The 15,457-nt window shown below is 61.6% G+C and carries 18 protein-coding genes; 1 reads left to right on the top strand and 17 read right to left on the bottom strand.

Annotated features, from left to right (window positions below):
* Position 1: 1 nt before the first annotated feature.
* The 14 genes from SA496_RS03315 to trmJ all read right to left on the bottom strand — a co-directional run bounded on the left by SA496_RS03315 (position 2) and on the right by trmJ (position 10,812).
* Complete coding sequence (locus SA496_RS03315) at positions 2 to 1,090, bottom strand: RodZ domain-containing protein (protein ID WP_153922345.1); 1,089 nt, start codon at positions 1,088 to 1,090, stop codon at positions 2 to 4.
* Positions 1,087 to 1,842 (bottom strand): type IV pilus biogenesis/stability protein PilW, encoded by a 756-nt coding sequence (pilW, locus tag SA496_RS03310; protein ID WP_120652803.1) that lies wholly within the window; start codon positions 1,840 to 1,842, stop codon positions 1,087 to 1,089. Before pilW ends, SA496_RS03315 begins: the two co-directional genes overlap by 4 nt.
* A 13-nt stretch (positions 1,843 to 1,855) precedes the next feature.
* Positions 1,856 to 3,004 carry a 23S rRNA (adenine(2503)-C(2))-methyltransferase RlmN gene (rlmN, locus tag SA496_RS03305; protein WP_077522640.1) on the bottom strand — a complete coding sequence of 383 codons (1,149 nt, stop codon included), beginning with the start codon at positions 3,002 to 3,004 and terminating at the stop codon, positions 1,856 to 1,858.
* 24 nt (positions 3,005 to 3,028) lie between these two features.
* Positions 3,029 to 3,460, bottom strand: coding sequence for a nucleoside-diphosphate kinase (gene ndk, locus SA496_RS03300; protein ID WP_077522642.1), 432 nt, complete (start codon positions 3,458 to 3,460; stop codon positions 3,029 to 3,031).
* Positions 3,461 to 3,563: 103 nt separating this feature from the next.
* On the bottom strand, positions 3,564 to 3,764 hold the full coding sequence (iscX, locus tag SA496_RS03295; RefSeq protein WP_120652804.1) for a Fe-S cluster assembly protein IscX: 201 nt from the start codon (positions 3,762 to 3,764) through the stop codon (positions 3,564 to 3,566).
* Between the two features lie 2 nt (positions 3,765 to 3,766).
* Positions 3,767 to 4,105, bottom strand: coding sequence for an ISC system 2Fe-2S type ferredoxin (fdx, locus tag SA496_RS03290; protein ID WP_120652805.1), 339 nt, complete (start codon positions 4,103 to 4,105; stop codon positions 3,767 to 3,769).
* 7 nt (positions 4,106 to 4,112) lie between these two features.
* A complete protein-coding gene (gene hscA, locus SA496_RS03285) occupies positions 4,113 to 5,972 on the bottom strand; it encodes a Fe-S protein assembly chaperone HscA (protein ID WP_120652806.1) in 1,860 nt (619 codons plus the stop codon).
* A 47-nt stretch (positions 5,973 to 6,019) separates the two neighbouring features.
* On the bottom strand, positions 6,020 to 6,541 hold the full coding sequence (gene hscB, locus SA496_RS03280) for a co-chaperone HscB (protein ID WP_120652807.1): 522 nt from the start codon (positions 6,539 to 6,541) through the stop codon (positions 6,020 to 6,022).
* A gap of 7 nt (positions 6,542 to 6,548) precedes the next feature.
* The gene (iscA, locus tag SA496_RS03275; protein ID WP_120652808.1) at positions 6,549 to 6,872 is read right to left on the bottom strand and encodes an iron-sulfur cluster assembly protein IscA; all 324 of its coding nucleotides are present in this window, start codon (positions 6,870 to 6,872) and stop codon (positions 6,549 to 6,551) included.
* 25 nt (positions 6,873 to 6,897) lie between these two features.
* Positions 6,898 to 7,284 (bottom strand): Fe-S cluster assembly scaffold IscU, encoded by a 387-nt coding sequence (iscU, locus tag SA496_RS03270; protein WP_120652809.1) that lies wholly within the window; start codon positions 7,282 to 7,284, stop codon positions 6,898 to 6,900.
* A 30-nt stretch (positions 7,285 to 7,314) separates the two neighbouring features.
* On the bottom strand, positions 7,315 to 8,529 hold the full coding sequence (locus SA496_RS03265; RefSeq protein ID WP_120652810.1) for an IscS subfamily cysteine desulfurase: 1,215 nt from the start codon (positions 8,527 to 8,529) through the stop codon (positions 7,315 to 7,317).
* A 49-nt stretch (positions 8,530 to 8,578) separates the two neighbouring features.
* Positions 8,579 to 9,076, bottom strand: coding sequence for a Fe-S cluster assembly transcriptional regulator IscR (gene iscR / locus SA496_RS03260; RefSeq protein ID WP_016491067.1), 498 nt, complete (start codon positions 9,074 to 9,076; stop codon positions 8,579 to 8,581).
* A 186-nt stretch (positions 9,077 to 9,262) separates the two neighbouring features.
* Positions 9,263 to 10,039, bottom strand: coding sequence for a serine O-acetyltransferase (gene cysE, locus SA496_RS03255; protein ID WP_120652811.1), 777 nt, complete (start codon positions 10,037 to 10,039; stop codon positions 9,263 to 9,265).
* Positions 10,039 to 10,812: a tRNA (cytosine(32)/uridine(32)-2'-O)-methyltransferase TrmJ gene (trmJ, locus tag SA496_RS03250; protein WP_120652812.1), complete on the bottom strand. Its 774-nt coding sequence runs from the start codon at positions 10,810 to 10,812 to the stop codon at positions 10,039 to 10,041. The genes cysE and trmJ overlap by 1 nt, the downstream gene beginning before the upstream one ends.
* Before the next feature lie 151 nt (positions 10,813 to 10,963).
* Here trmJ and suhB point away from each other — a divergent pair, with 151 nt between their 5' ends.
* The gene (gene suhB, locus SA496_RS03245; protein ID WP_120652813.1) at positions 10,964 to 11,779 is read left to right on the top strand and encodes a type III secretion system regulator SuhB; all 816 of its coding nucleotides are present in this window, start codon (positions 10,964 to 10,966) and stop codon (positions 11,777 to 11,779) included.
* A gap of 66 nt (positions 11,780 to 11,845) precedes the next feature.
* On the opposite strand, the gene SA496_RS03240 is transcribed toward suhB, so the two are convergent.
* The 3 genes from SA496_RS03240 to secD form a co-directional block, all read right to left on the bottom strand.
* Positions 11,846 to 12,430: a glycine zipper 2TM domain-containing protein gene (locus tag SA496_RS03240; protein ID WP_330115044.1), complete on the bottom strand. Its 585-nt coding sequence runs from the start codon at positions 12,428 to 12,430 to the stop codon at positions 11,846 to 11,848.
* A gap of 179 nt (positions 12,431 to 12,609) precedes the next feature.
* Positions 12,610 to 13,524: a protein translocase subunit SecF gene (gene secF / locus SA496_RS03235; RefSeq protein ID WP_153922336.1), complete on the bottom strand. Its 915-nt coding sequence runs from the start codon at positions 13,522 to 13,524 to the stop codon at positions 12,610 to 12,612.
* Positions 13,525 to 13,532: 8 nt separating this feature from the next.
* Positions 13,533 to 15,395 (bottom strand): protein translocase subunit SecD, encoded by a 1,863-nt coding sequence (secD, locus tag SA496_RS03230; RefSeq protein WP_153922333.1) that lies wholly within the window; start codon positions 15,393 to 15,395, stop codon positions 13,533 to 13,535.
* Between the last annotated feature and the right edge of the window lie 62 nt (positions 15,396 to 15,457).

Raw genomic sequence — 15,457 nt, 5'->3', positions numbered from 1 at the left:
CTTATTGCCCCAACTTCAGGCGCGCGGTCTCGCCGCGGACGTAAGGCGCCACATCGACCGACTGGCCGTTATAGCTGAGCTGGGCGCCACGTGCGAAGCCAAGACGAACCTCCAACGGAGCCTTGCCGGCCAACTCCAGGCTGTCGCCGGTACGCTTGAGCCCACTGACCAGCACCTTGCCGTCGGCGTCGGTGACCTGAGTCCAGCAATTGGCAGTGAACTGGATACGCACGACACCCTGGCCCTGCTGAGCGACTACAGGAGCCGGCGCAGGGGCCGCAGGGGCTACGGTAGCCGGAGTTGCCGCAGCCACAGGCGCCTCAGGCTGGGCAGCAGCAGGCGCGCCAGGAGCAACAGGAGCATCAGGAACGGACGACTGCACGGTCGGAGTGCTTGGAGCGACGGCAACGGTCGGCGCCTGGGCCGGAGCGGCAGGAGTGACCGCTGCGATCTCACCGGCCGGGGCAGCCGGGGCCCCGCCTTCTGCGACCTGCTGTTCAGGCTGAGCAGCGGTTTCCGGTGATACCTGGGCAGGAGTAGACGCCTGGCTTTCCTGGGCCTCAGCTACCGCCTGGTCTTCCGGTTCGTCGAGCGGGTGGATCTGGGTTGTACCGTCGGCACTTTCCACTTCCACATGTTCCATATTCACGCTGGCTGACTCTTCGCTGTTGCGGCTGGAGTGCTCCTGCCACCAGAAGAAACCCACCGCCCCCAATGCAAGCAGGATGACGAAGCTGACAACACGCAGCACGCTTTGGGAAAGTCGAACCGGTTCCTCGATGCGCCCCAGGCTATGCACGCTGCTGCCCTTGGCGTCGGTTCCGGTGAAATGATCGAACTCGGCCACCAGTACCGCCTGATCCATACCCAGCAGTTTGGCGTAGGCGCGCACGTAGCCGCGAGCAAAGGTGTGCCCTGGTAACTGGTCGAAGTCACCGGCCTCCAGCTGGCGCACTGCGTGCTCGGTCAGGTTCAAGTGGCGGGCGACCTCACCCAGGGTCAAATCCTTGCTCTCACGAGCCCTACGCAGGGTCTCACCTGGGTTGGCGCGGGTCGCCGCTACAGCTTCGGGATGCGACGCTTTCATCATTGCTCCGACAGGTATTGCTGATATTCCGGCGTGCCGGGATAGAGTCGCTTGAGTTGCAGACCGAGGCTGGCGGCCTGGTCGCGGTCTTCGAAAATGGTCGCCAGACGTGCGCCGAGCAGCAGGCTTCGAGCGTTCTGCGGGGCTATCTGCGAGTAGCGCTGATAGAAATCGCGGGCCGGCACGTACTGCTTATCATCGAAAGCCAGTTGAGACATTTCCAGCAATGCCAGGGGCTGCTGCCGGTTGAGGCGCAACGCCTTGTCGAAATGCTGCCTGGCCAGTGCAGGGTTGTTCATCTTCAGGGCAGTCAGGCCGAGGTTCTCGAATACCCGAGAGCGCTCTGGATAGAGGTTGTCCTCGGCGGCCTGCTGGAAGCGTTCGTAGGCATCTTTGTAGCGCCCCTGCTCGTACAGGAAGGTGCCGTAGTTGTTGAGGATGCGCGGATCGTTGCGGGAAGACAGCGCCTTGCGATAGTGCTGGTCGGCCAGGTCCGGCTCCATCTCGGTCTGGAACACCAGCGCAAGGGCCGCATTGGCATCCGCGTTGGACGGGTCCATCTCCAGGGCTTTCTTCAACGGCACCTTGGCACGTTCAGTAGCACCCTGCTTGAGGTAGCCGATGCCCAGGTTGATATACGCATCGCGTGCTGCATCACGGCCCGAGTCGGTCTTCATCGGGTCGACCTGACCAGTCGACACACAGGCCGCGAGCAGTACGGTGGAAGCGAGGAGCAGCGCAGCGCGCAGGATCATGGGTTGTCCTTCTCTAGTTCCGGTTCGCGGCGTTACTGGACGCCTCCGCTTCAGCGTTCAGTTGGCGCACTGCGATGTAGCGCTCGCTGCGACGGGTACGGTCCATGACCTGGCCGACCAGTTGGCCGCAAGCTGCATCGATGTCTTCGCCACGAGTGGTGCGGACGGTGACATTGTGCCCGGCCTTGTGCAACAGGTCCTGGAAGCGGCGGATCGCATTATTGCTCGGACGCTCGTAACCCGAGTGCGGGAAGGGATTGAACGGAATCAGGTTGATCTTGCAGGGGAAGTCCTTGAGCAGCTCGATCATCTGGGTGGCGTGTTCGGGCTGGTCGTTGACGTCCTTGAGCAGGGTGTATTCGACAGTCAGCACGCGCTTCTCGCCCAGGCGGGAGATGTAGCGGCGGCAGGAATCGAGCACCACGGCCAGGGGATACTTCTTGTTGATCGGCACCAACTGGTTGCGCAGCGGGTCGTTCGGCGCGTGCAGCGACAGCGCGAGGGAAACGTCGATCACCTCGCCCAGCTTGTCGATCATCGGCGCCACGCCGGAGGTAGACAGGGTCACCTTGCGCTTGGAGATGCCGTAACCGAGGTCGTCCATCATGATGTTCATGGCGGCGACCACGTTGTCGAAATTCAGCAGCGGTTCGCCCATGCCCATCATCACCACGTTGGTGATGGCACGGTCGATCTTCGCGGGGATGGTCCCGAAGGACTTGTTGGCGATCCACACCTGGCCGATCACTTCGGCGGCAGTGAGGTCGCTGTTGAAACCTTGCTTGCCCGTCGAGCAGAAACTGCAATCCAGAGCGCACCCGGCCTGGGACGAGACACACAGGGTGCCACGGCCGCCTTGCGGGATGTACACGGTTTCGACGCAGCTGCCGGAGGCCACGCGGACCACCCACTTGCGGGTGCCATCACTGGAGATGTCCTGGCTGACCACTTCCGGGCCGCGTATCTCGGCAGAGGCCTTGAGCTTGTCGCGCAAGGCCTTGCCGATATTGCTCATGGCGTCGAAATCATCGACGCCAAAGTGGTGAATCCACTTCATCACCTGACCGGCGCGGAAGCGTTTTTCCCCGATGGACTCGAAGAAGCTTTCCAGTTGCGGCTGGGTCAGACCCAGCAGATTCACTTTACCGGTCGATTCAGTCATGGCTTCACCCTCTCCCATTCGCTATTAGCGAATGCGAGCGCACACCTCAGTGGCGGCGAAGAAGTAGGAGATTTCGCGAGCAGCGGAAGCCTCGGAATCCGAACCGTGTACGGCGTTTTCGTCGATGGAAACGGCGTAATCGGCGCGAATGGTGCCGGCGTCGGCTTTCTTCGGATCGGTGGCACCCATCAGTTCACGGTTCTTGGCAACGGCATTCTCGCCTTCCAGAACCTGAACGACTACCGGGCCGGAAGTCATGAAGGAAACCAGGTCCTTGAAGAAGGGACGCTCTTTGTGTTCAGCGTAGAAACCGCCGGCTTCGCGCTCGGACAGTTGAACCATCTTGGCGGCAACGACGCGCAGGCCGGCCTTTTCGAAGCGGGTGATGATCTCACCCACTACGTTCTTGGCAACAGCGTCCGGCTTGATGATGGAGAGAGTACGTTCGACAGCCATGGAAAAACTCCAGAAACAAGGATTAAAGCGAAAAATTAAACCCGCGAATTATACGCGGGTTAGGGGGAAATGCGTAGGGCCGGAGCCCAGGGGCGGAAGCTGGTCAGTCGGCTTCTTCGATCCAGGCAGCCTGCACGGCCTCAAGAACCTTCTCGCCACCGCGCTGCGGGTCATCGGAGAACTCCGGCAACGCCAGAATCCAATTGTGCAGATCGACGAAATTGACGTAACGCGGGTCGACATCGGGCTTGGCTTCAGCGAGCTGGATAGCGATTTCCAGCACATCGGTCCATTTCAGGCTCATGCTCAATGCCCCTCGGAAACCTGGTTGATGGTGTATTTCGGAATTTCCACCACCAGATCCTCGTCAGCTACCAGCGCCTGGCAGGACAGGCGGGAATTTGGCTCCAGCCCCCAGGCCTTGTCCAGCATGTCGTCTTCCAGTTCGTCGGAAGCCTCCATGGAATTGAAGCCCTCGCGCACCACCACGTGGCAAGTGGTGCAGGCGCAGGACTTCTCGCAGGCATGTTCGATGTCGATACCGCTGCGCAGAGCGGCATTCAGGATGCTTTCGCCCGGCTGAGCCTCGATCACGGCACCCTCGGGGCAATGCTCGGCGTGGGGCAGGAAGATGATCTGCGGCATTTCTGGTTCAATCCTCGATTTCGTTGAGTCTGCGGCCGGACAGGGCTGCCTTGACGGCGGCATCCATACGACGCGCGGCAAAGGCATCGGTCACCTGGGACAGGCGCTTGATCTGGCCCTCGATGGCGACGACATCACCGCCAGCCGCCAGATCGCGCAGGGTCTGCATGCTGTCGAGGATGGCGGCGCGCTCGGCGTCATCCAACAGTCGCTCGCCATCGGCGTCCAGCGCAGCCTGGACAGCTTCCAGCAGGCGCTCGGCCTCGACCTGCTGCTCGCGCAGGGCGCGGGCATTCTTGTCTTCGCCGGCGTATTGGAAGGAGTCCTGCAGCATGCGAGATATCTCGCCATCAGTCAGTCCGTAGGACGGCTTCACCTGGATACTTGCCTCGACGCCCGAAGCCAGCTCGCGGGCAGTCACGCCCAGCAAGCCGTCGGCGTCCACCTGGAAGGTCACGCGGATCTTCGCCGCACCCGCCACCATCGGCGGAATGCCGCGTAACTCGAAGCGTGCCAGGGAACGGCAATCCTTGATCAGCTCGCGCTCACCCTGGAGCACGTGGATCATCATGGCCGTCTGGCCATCCTTATAGGTGGTGAAATCCTGGGCGCGGGCCACTGGAATCGTGGTGTTGCGCGGAATCACCTTCTCCATCAGCCCGCCCATGGTTTCCAGGCCGAGCGACAGTGGAATTACGTCGAGAAGCAGCAGCTCTTCACCACGCTTGTTGCCCGCCAGCGTATCGGCCTGCACGGCCGCGCCGATGGCCACGACCTGATCAGGATCGATATCGGTCAGCGGTTGGCGGCCGAACATCTCGGCTACGGCCTCACGTACACGCGGCACGCGGGTGGAACCGCCGACCATGACAACAGCCTCGACTTCATCCAACTCGATGCCGGCATCACGCACGGCGCGACGACAGGCCTTGAGGCTGCGGGCGACCATGGGTTCGATCAGGGAGTCGAACTGCTCACGAGTGAGCACGCCACGCCAATCGCCATGGACCAACTCGACGCGGTCGGTATCGGTCAGGGCTTCCTTGGCATCGCACGCAGCGCGCAACAGGCTGCGCTGTACGCCGGGATCGAGGTCGGCGGAAAGACCGGCCTGCTCGACCATCCAGCCGGCAATCGCATGGTCGAAATCATCGCCGCCCAGGGCGCTGTCGCCACCGGTAGCCATGACCTCGAAGACGCCGCGGGTCAGGCGCAGGATTGAGATATCGAAGGTGCCGCCACCCAGGTCGTAGATGGCGACTACGCCTTCAGCCTGCTTATCCAGGCCATAGGCCACAGCGGCAGCGGTAGGCTCATTGAGCAGGCGCAGCACATTGAGCCCGGCAAGACGCGCGGCGTCCTTGGTGGCCTGGCGCTGAGCCTCATCGAAGTAAGCCGGCACGGTAATCACCGCACCAACCAGCTCGCCACCGAGAGTCTGCTCGGCGCGCTGGCGCAGGGCCTTGAGAATGTCAGCCGAGACTTCCACCGGGCTCTTGGCACCCTGGACGGTCTCGATGAAGGGCATGTGTGATTCGCCACCAACGAAGCGATAGGGCAGTTGCTCGCCCAGCTGCTTGACGTCTTCCAGGCCGCGCCCCATGAAGCGCTTGACCGAAATGATGGTGTTGAACGGATCACTGGCAGCAGCCTGCTTGGCACTGCGACCGACCTCGACGCGATCGGCGTGATAGCGGACGGCGGAGGGCAGGATGACCTGGCCTTCAGCATCCGGCAGGGGTTCGGCGACACCGCTGCGCACAGCAGCGACCAGCGAATTGGTAGTACCCAGGTCGATGCCAACCGCCAGGCGGCGCTGGTGCGGCTGGGGGCTCAGCCCGGGTTCGGCGATCTGCAGTAAGGCCATGCTTGTCTATTTATCAGGCGTACCGGCAACCAAGACGGCATCGCGGGTTAATCGTCGAGGCGCTCTTCCAGTTGGCGCACTTCGTGGGTCAGCTTGTCGAGGAACTGCATACGGCGCACCAGACGCTCGGCGTCTTCGCGGCGCTCGGCATCGTCCCAGCACTCGGCAAACTCTCCATCCAGCTCCGCCTGCGCTGCCTTGAGCCGGCGCTTGAACACGCCGACACCATCAAGATCAGCACTGTCGTGCAACTCTTCCAACTCTTCGCGCCACTGCATCTGCTGCAGCAGGAACTGAGGGTCCTGCACCGTAACTTCCAGCGGCAGTTCCTTTCCCTTCAGCGCCAACAGATAAAGTGCCCTTCGCGGCGCGCTCTTCAGTGTCTGGTATGCGTCGTTAAGCTGCGCCGCACGTTCCAGCGCCAGGCGCTGCTCGCGCTCGGATGCATCGGCAAAACGGTCGGGATGGACAGTACGCGCCAGCTCGCGATAACGCGTCGCAAGCTGGTCAAGGTCCAGTCGATAACCCGGCTTCAGGTCGAACAGGGCGAAATGACAGGGAGTTCCCACACACGCCTCAGACGTTGAAGCTCTCGCCGCAGCCACACTCGCCGCGCACGTTAGGGTTATTGAACTTGAAGCCCTCGTTGAGCCCTTCGCGAACGAAGTCCAGCTCAGTACCATCAAGGTAGGTCAGGCTCTTGGGATCGATGATCACTTTGACGCCGTGACTCTCGAAAACCAGGTCATCCGCAGCCAACTCGTCGACGAACTCCAGCACATAGGCGAGACCGGAGCAGCCAGTCGTACGCACCCCCAGACGGATACCTTCACCCTTGCCGCGCCCATCAATGGAACGCTGCACGTGACGGGCGGCGGATTCAGTCATGCTGATGGCCATTGCAACTCCTTACTCGTTCGAGCACTTAGAGCAGACCCTTCTTCTGCTTGTAGTCATGGACGGCCGCCTTGATGGCGTCCTCAGCCAGTACCGAGCAGTGAATCTTCACCGGCGGCAAGGCCAGTTCTTCGGCGATGGTGGTGTTCTTGATGGCAGCCGCCTCGTCCAGGGTCTTGCCCTTCATCCACTCGGTGGCGAGGGAGCTGGAAGCGATGGCGGAACCGCAGCCATAGGTCTTGAACTTGGCGTCTTCGATGACACCCTGCTCGTTGACCTTGATCTGCAGACGCATCACGTCGCCGCAGGCCGGCGCACCGACCATGCCAGTACCCACGTTAGGGTCCTGGGCGTCGAGCTTGCCGACGTTGCGCGGGTTTTCGTAGTGGTCGATGACCTTTTCGCTGTATGCCATGGTAACTATTCCTCACTCATCAGGGTGGCGTCAGTGCGCCTGCCATTCGACCTGGGAAAGGTCGACGCCCTCTTTATACATATCCCACAGCGGGGACAGTTCACGGAGCTTACTGACCGCTTCGCGCACCTTGGCTGCGGCGTAGTCCACTTCTTCCTCGGTCGTGAAGCGGCCGAAAGTGAAGCGGATGGAACTGTGCGCCAGCTCGTCGTTGCGACCCAGGGCACGCAGCACGTAGGACGGCTCCAGGGAGGCCGAGGTGCAGGCGGAACCGGAGGAGACCGCGAGGTCCTTGAGCGCCATGATCAGCGACTCACCTTCGACGTAATTGAAGCTGACGTTCATGTTGTGCGGCACACGTGCAGTGGCGCTGCCGTTCAGGTAGAGCTCTTCCATGCCATCGATCTGGGCCCAGAAGCGATCGGCCAGGGCCTTGATGCGCACGCGTTCGGTGGCCATTTCCTGCTTGGCAATGTGGAAGGCCTCGCCCATGCCGACGATCTGGTGAGTAGCCAGTGTGCCGGAGCGCATGCCGCGCTCGTGACCACCGCCATGCATCATGGCTTCGAGACGCACGCGCGGCTTGCGGCGAACGTAAAGCGCGCCAATGCCTTTCGGGCCGTAGGTCTTGTGGGCAGAGAAGGACATCAGGTCGACCTTGAGCTTCTCAAGGTCAATCTCCACCTTGCCGGTGGATTGGGCGGCATCGACGTGGAAGAGGATGCCGCGGGCACGGGTCAGCTCGCCGATGGCGGCGATGTCGTTGACGGTGCCGATTTCGTTGTTCACGTGCATGACGGAAACCAGGATGGTGTCGTCACGCAGCGCAGCTTCGACCATGGAAGGAGTGATCAGGCCATCTTCACCTGGCTCCAGGTAAGTCACTTCGAAACCTTCGCGCTCCAGCTGGCGGGTGGTGTCCAGAACCGCCTTGTGCTCGATCTTCGAGGTGATGATGTGCTTGCCCTTGCCACCGTAGAAGTGCGCAACACCCTTGATGGCCAGGTTGTCGGATTCGGTCGCACCGGAAGTCCAGACGATTTCACGAGGGTCGGCATTGACCAGCTCAGCTACCTGACGACGGGCATTCTCCACCGCCTCTTCAGCTTTCCAGCCAAACACGTGGGAACGCGAGGCGGGGTTGCCGAAGTTGCCGTCCACCAGCAGGCACTCGCTCATTTTCTGAGCGACGCGCGGGTCCACCGGCGTGGTGGCGGAGTAGTCGAGGTAGATCGGCAATTTCATCGGGGCTCTCCTATCAGGTATCGGGGCCAATCACGGGCCGGCGCCCTGCTCAATCGATGGCGGACGCTTCAATCTTATCGAGGTGCGGCATCCTGCCATTGCTTCCACAGCGGCGTTGATCCTGCCGTTGTGCGACCTCTTGAACCTCACGGCGGTTGACCAGATCGGCCAAACTGATGCCGCTGAGGAACTCGTGGATCTGCAGACTCAGATCACACCAGAGGTGGTGGGTCAGACAGGTATCGCCAGAATGGCAATCGCCCAGGCCCTGACAACGAGTGGCATCCACCGACTCGTTGACCGCATCTATTACCTGGGCGACATGAATGCCGTGCATGTCGCGGGAAAGCTGGTAGCCACCGCCCGGGCCGCGAACACTGCTGACCAGATTGCCGCGGCGGAGCTTGGCGAAAAGCTGCTCGAGGTAGGACAGGGAAATGCCCTGTCGCTCGGAAATATCAGCCAGAGACACCGGCCCATGCTGCGCATGCAGCGCCAGATCGAGCATGGCGGTGACGGCGTATCGGCCTTTGGTGGTCAGTCGCATGGTGAGTACCACGGGATCGCTGGAGTGCAGCGAGTATGCGATTCCCGACTATTTAAGTCAACTATAAGCCTGATCAAATTAGTCGGGATTACATCTTGCAGGGGCGTGCATGATAGCAGAGGCACATCCCGTTAGCACCCTAAGAATCCGGCCCCGAATACTGATCCAGGGCCGAATCGGAACGCGTCAGGCGACCGGTTTGCGCTCTTCGTCCTTGACGCCGGCGAAGTCCTCGTCGCGAAGCTCCGGCAGCGCACTGGCGCAGTAGTCACTGCCCAGCGCCGTGAGCGCCTTGCACATGCCGTCGAGGCGCTCGTCCACCGCCTGCACATGGTCCAGCAACTGGCCGATGGCGCGAGCCACGGGGTCCGGCATGTCCTGACCAAGACCATAGGCATCGAAACCAAAACGCTCCGCGATGGCCTGGCGCTTGGCCTCCTGCTCCGGATCAGCCTTGACGATGATCCGACCGGGAATCCCAACCGCGGTGGCGCCAGCTGGTACCTCCTTGGTCACCACGGCATTGGAGCCGATCTTGGCACCCGCACCAACGGTGAAAGGCCCAAGCACCTTGGCGCCCGCTCCAACTACCACGCCATCCTCCAGCGTCGGGTGGCGTTTGCCCTGGTTCCAGCTGGTACCTCCCAGAGTCACACCCTGGTAAAGGGTAACGTCGTTGCCGATTTCGGCAGTCTCACCAATGACGATCCCCATACCGTGATCAATGAAGAACCGCCGACCGATCTTCGCGCCGGGATGGATTTCAATACCCGTCAACCAACGACTGAAATTCGACACCAGGCGCGCCAGCCACTTCCAGCCAGCGATCCAAAGCGCATGCGCTACACGATGCAACCAGATGGCATGCAGGCCCGGGTAACAGGTGAGCACCTCGAAGGCATTGCGCGCAGCCGGATCACGGTGGAACACGCTTTGAATGTCTTCTCGAATGCCGTCGAACATCACTTGTCACTCCGTTTGCTTGCTTCGCCCCGCGCAGCTTTCTGGGTTTCCGTCAGGATGCCTCGCAGGATGTTCATTTCCAGCTTGCTGATGCCACTGCGGCCGTAGAGCCGGCGCAGGCGGGACATCAGATGCCGCGGCTTCTCCGGGTCCAGGAAGCCAATCTCCACCAGGGTACTTTCGAGGTGTTCGTAATAGCGCTCCAATTCATCGACGGTCACCGGCTGGGCATTGAGCATGGCGGTGGTTTCCACCTTCTCCACCTTGCTTGGCAAACCTTCTTGCTCAAGCCACGCCATTCGCACCTCATACACCAGCACCTGCACGGCGGCAGCCAGGTTTAACGAGGAGAACTCCGGATTGGACGGGATGTGCACGTGATACTGGCAGCGCTGCAGCTCTTCATTGGTCAGCCCCGCGTATTCGCGACCGAACACCAGGGCGACCTCACCTCCGAGCTGCGCTTGCTCCACGGAGGTCTTGCCGCATTCGCGCGGATCGAGCAATGGCCAGGGAATGCGACGGTCGCGAGCGCTGGTGCCGATTACCAGACTGCAGCCCACCAGCGCCTCCTCCAGGGTGGCGACCACCTGGGCACCCGCCAGAATGTCGTCCGCACCGGAGGCGCGAGCTTGAGCCTCAGGACTCGGGAAGTCCTCGGGATCGACCAGAACCAGCCTCGACAGGCCCATATTCTTCATGGCGCGGGCGGCACCACCGATATTGCCGGGATGGCTGGTATTGACCAGCACCACGCGAATGTTCTGCAGCAACGCTCTAGTCTCCCAGCGGAACGTCAAGGGAGCGGAATATTACCGGAGGCCCGGACGCAACGCTACGAATGACGCCTCCTCCCCTGCCTGCCTTGGGCTTTTTCTGCTACTATGTGCGGCTTTCTTCTTTAACGACCCAGGTGAACTCCCCATGCAGCCTATGCTGAATATCGCCCTGCGCGCCGCTCGCAGCGCCGGTGAACTGATTTTCCGCTCTATCGAGCGCCTGGACGTCATCTCCGTCAACGAGAAGGACGCCAAGGACTACGTCACCGAGGTCGATCGTGCCGCCGAGCTGTCCATCGTGCAGGCCCTGCGCAAGGCCTACCCGAACCACGGCATCCTGGGCGAGGAAGGCGGACTTCTGGAAGGCAAGGGCGAAGGCGCCGACTACCTGTGGATCATCGACCCACTGGACGGCACCACCAACTTCATTCGCGGCGTTCCGCATTTCGCCATCAGCATCGCCTGCAAATACAAGGGCCGCCTGGAGCACGCCGTGGTCCTGGATCCGGTTCGCCAGGAAGAGTTCACTGCCAGCCGCGGCCGCGGCGCCGCCCTCAATGGCCGCCGCCTGCGCGTCAGCCCGCGCAAGAGCCTGGAAGGCGCCCTGCTGGGCACTGGCTTCCCCTTCCGCGACAGCCAGCTGGACAACCTAGAGAACTACCTGGGCATGTTCCGCAGCCTGGTCGGCCAGACAGCCGGCATCCGCCGCGCCGGCTCTGCCAGCCTAGACCTGGCCTACGTTGCCGCCGGCCGTTTCGACGCTTTCTGGGAGTTCGGCCTGTCCGAGTGGGACATGGCTGCGGGCGCCCTGCTGGTCCAGGAAGCTGGCGGCCTGGTGAGCGACTTCACCGGCGGCCACGACTTCCTCGAGAAAGGTCACGTCGTTGCAGGCAACACCAAATGCTTCAAGGCAGTGCTGACCGCTATACAGCCGCACCTTCCGCCGTCGCTGAAGCGCTGATCCGCTGATCACTCAGCCATGAAAAAACCCGGCCAAGGCCGGGTTTTTTTGTTATTTGGGCCCAGCTTACTGCTGAACGCCCGCTCCGCCACCCTGGGACTGGATACCACCGCCCTGCTGGCTGAGGATCAACTGACCTTCTTCCGTCACCGGGATCTGACGACCCGGGTCATGATCCATCCGCACCTGGCCGACCTTGCCATCCAGCTGATACTTCACGTCATAACCAACCAGCCTCTCGCTGGTGTCCGTGACAGTCTTGCAGCGGGTTTCAGTCGTGGTGTAGGTGTCGCCTTCCTGCATATGCTCCTGCACCTTGTTGCCGGCGTAACCACCACCAACGGCGCCAGCGACCGTGGCGATCTTCTTGCCGGTACCGCCACCGACCTGGTTGCCCAACAAACCGCCCGCAACCGCACCAAGGACGGTGCCGGCGATCTGATGCTGATCCTTGACCGGACGCTGACGAGTCACCGCCACATCGTTGCAGACCTCTCGTGGAGTCTTCACGGTTTCATTGATCGGTTGGACAGCGAGCACTTCGGCATACTCCGGGCCGTTCTTACCTACCAGGTTGTAGGTGGCCACGGCGCCGCCGGCAGTCACACCAACCGCACCCAAAACAGCACCGACGAGCATCGACTTGTTCACTTGAACCTCCTGAATCATCCATAGCGGGCCTACATGCCCTACTCCCAGCCTTGGATAAGAGGACAAAAGCCAAGTTCCCAAACCAACGGGAATATTCCGATAAGTGGAACGACAGTCTCATACAGCAGAAACGACGAGGCCCGGCATTTGCCGGGCCTCGTTCTCAGGGACGGAACGCCTCAGGGACGGTCATCCGCTTCGGCGGTATTCGCCGGCGGAATCAGGTCCTCGGAAGACAGCCCCAGCCAGATCAGCACCGGAGCACTGATATAGATCGAGGAGTAGGTACCCACGACCACACCGACCAGCAGCGACAGTGCGAAGCCGTGCAGGCTGTCCCCACCGAAGATCAGCAGGGCGAACAGCGCCAGAGCGGTGGACATCGAGGTCGCGATAGTCCGCAGCAGAGTCTGGGTGCAGGACACGTCGATGTTCTCGATCAGGTCCGCACGACGCAGCACACGGAAGTTCTCGCGAATACGGTCGAAGATGATGATGGTGTCGTTCAGCGAGTAGCCAATCATCGCCAGGACCGCCGCCAGAACAGTGAGATCGAAGGGAATCTGGAAGAACGCCAGGATACCCAGGGTGACGATCACGTCGTGGATCAGCGAGGCCACAGCGCCCACCCCGAACTTCCACTGGAAGCGGAAGGCCAGGTACAGCAGGATGCCACCCAGGGCCAGCAGCATTGCCAGGCCACCCTGGTCACGCAGCTCTTCACCGACCTGCGGGCCGACGAACTCGACACGCTTGAGCTCGAACTTGCTCTCGGCATCCACCTTGCGCAGGGCATCGGCCACCTTGTTACCCAGCTGCGGATCTTCTCCGGCCAGACGCACCAGAACATCGGTCGAAGCACCGAAGCTCTGAACGATGGCGTCCTTGTATCCGACCTGACCCAACTCCTGCTTGATCAGCTCGAGGTTCGCCGGCTTCTCATAGGACAGCTCGATCAGGGTGCCGCCGGTGAAGTCCAGGCCGAAGTTCAGGCCCTTGACGAACAGGCTGCCGATACCAATCAGGCTGATGATCACGGTGATGGCGAACGCAACGTTGCGTATCGCCATGAAACGGATGGTTGACTTGATCATGGCAGGCCTCAAATCCACAGTTTCTTGAAGTTGCGGCCACCGAAGATCAGGTTGACCATCCCGCGGGTGAACATGATGGCGGTGAACATCGACGTGATGATCCCCAGCGACATGGTCACGGCAAAGCCCTTGATCGGACCGGTACCGAGGGCGAACAGGATGCCACCCACCAGCAGGGTGGTGAGGTTACTGTCGACGATCGCGGTGTAGGCACGGTCGAAACCTTCGTGAATCGCACGCTGCACCGACAGGCCATTGTTCAGCTCCTCGCGGATACGCGAGTAGATGAGCACGTTGGCGTCCACCGCCATGCCGAGGGTCAGCACGATACCGGCGATACCTGGCAGCGTCAGGGTTGCGCCGATCACCGACATCAGCCCGACCAGCATCACCAGGTTGAACGCCAGGGCGATGGTGGCGAGGAAGCCAAAGAAGCGGTAGATGGCCATGATGAACAGCGATACGAAGACCATCGCCCACTCGGTGGATTCGATACCCTTGACGATGTTCTCGGCACCCAGGCTCGGGCCGATGGTACGCTCTTCAGCGAAGTACATCGGCGCAGCCAGGCCACCGGCACGCAGCAGCAGGGCCAGTTCGGAGGACTCGCCCTGGCCGTTCAGGCCGGTGATGCGGAACTGGCTGCCCAGCGGCGACTGGATGGTCGCCAGGCTGATGATCTTCTTCTCTTCCTTGAAGCTCTGCACCGCTACTTCCTGCTGGACGCCCTTGACGTCCTGGGTCACGTAGCGGGTAACCGGGCGCTGCTCGATGAAGATCACCGCCATGCTGCGACCCACGTTGTTGCGAGTGGCGCGGCTCATCAGTTCGCCGCCGTGGCCGTCGAGACGGATATTCACCTGCGGACGCCCGTTCTCGTCGTAGCTCGCCTGGGCGTCGGTCACCTGGTCACCAGTGATGATCAGGCCGCGCTCCAGCGGCACCGGCGGACGACCCGGCTCACGAAACTCGAAGGATTCGGTAGAGGCCTTGCTGGCCGTCGGTTCAGCAGCCAGGCGGAACTCCAGGTTGGCAGTCTTGCCGAGGATACGCTTGGCTTCGGCAGTGTCCTGTACGCCCGGGAGTTCGACCACGATACGGTTCGCGCCCTGGCGCTGCACCAGCGGCTCGGCAACACCCAGTTCGTTCACACGGTTACGAACGGTGGTCAGGTTCTGCTTGATGGAGTATTCGCGGATCTCAGCCAGCTTGGCCTGGGTCAGGACCAACTGTAGGACCTGCTGATCGCCACGCGCGGTGGTGGTCAGCTGGAAGTCGTTGAAGCTCTTGCGGATCAGCGACTGCGCCTTGTCCAGGGACTCCTGGTCGGTGAAGCCAAGCTGGAAGCCGTTCTCCTGGGCCGGCAGGCTGCGGTAACGGATTCGCTCTTTGCGCAGCAGGGTACGAACTTCGCCCTCATAGATCTTCAGACGCGCGTCGACAGCCTTCTCCATGTCCACTTCCAGCAGGAAATGCACACCACCAGAGAGGTCGAGACCGAGCTTCATCGGCGCGGCGCCGAGTTTGCGCAGCCAATCCGGAGTGGTCGGGGCCAGGTTGAGTGCGACTACGTAGTCATCACCAAGGGTCTTGCGCACTACATCCTTGGCCGGCAGCTGATCACCCAGCTTGGTCAGGCGCAGCAGACCGCCGCGCTCGCTGACACTGGAAGACTTGAGCTCGATGCCCGCTTGCTTGAGGGCTACGGTCGCCCTGTCCAGGTCGGATTGCTGGATCTTCAGCGCGGTACTGGTGCCGCTGATCTGGATCGCCGGATCATCCGGATAGAGATTGGGTGCGGAATAGACCAGGCCGATCGCCAGCACCGCCAGGATCAGCAGATATTTCCACAGTGGATACTTGTTGAGCATGACTCCGCCCGTTATGAAGCGGGGCGCCTGATGGCGCCCCGTCGGTGTTGATCCATGTATCT

The sequence above is a fragment of the Pseudomonas sp. JS3066 genome (assembly GCF_036328175.1).
In the GTDB taxonomy this organism is placed as follows: domain Bacteria; phylum Pseudomonadota; class Gammaproteobacteria; order Pseudomonadales; family Pseudomonadaceae; genus Metapseudomonas.
The sequence above is the reverse complement of the archived record's forward strand: the minus strand, read 5'-3'. Positions and strand labels throughout refer to the sequence as shown.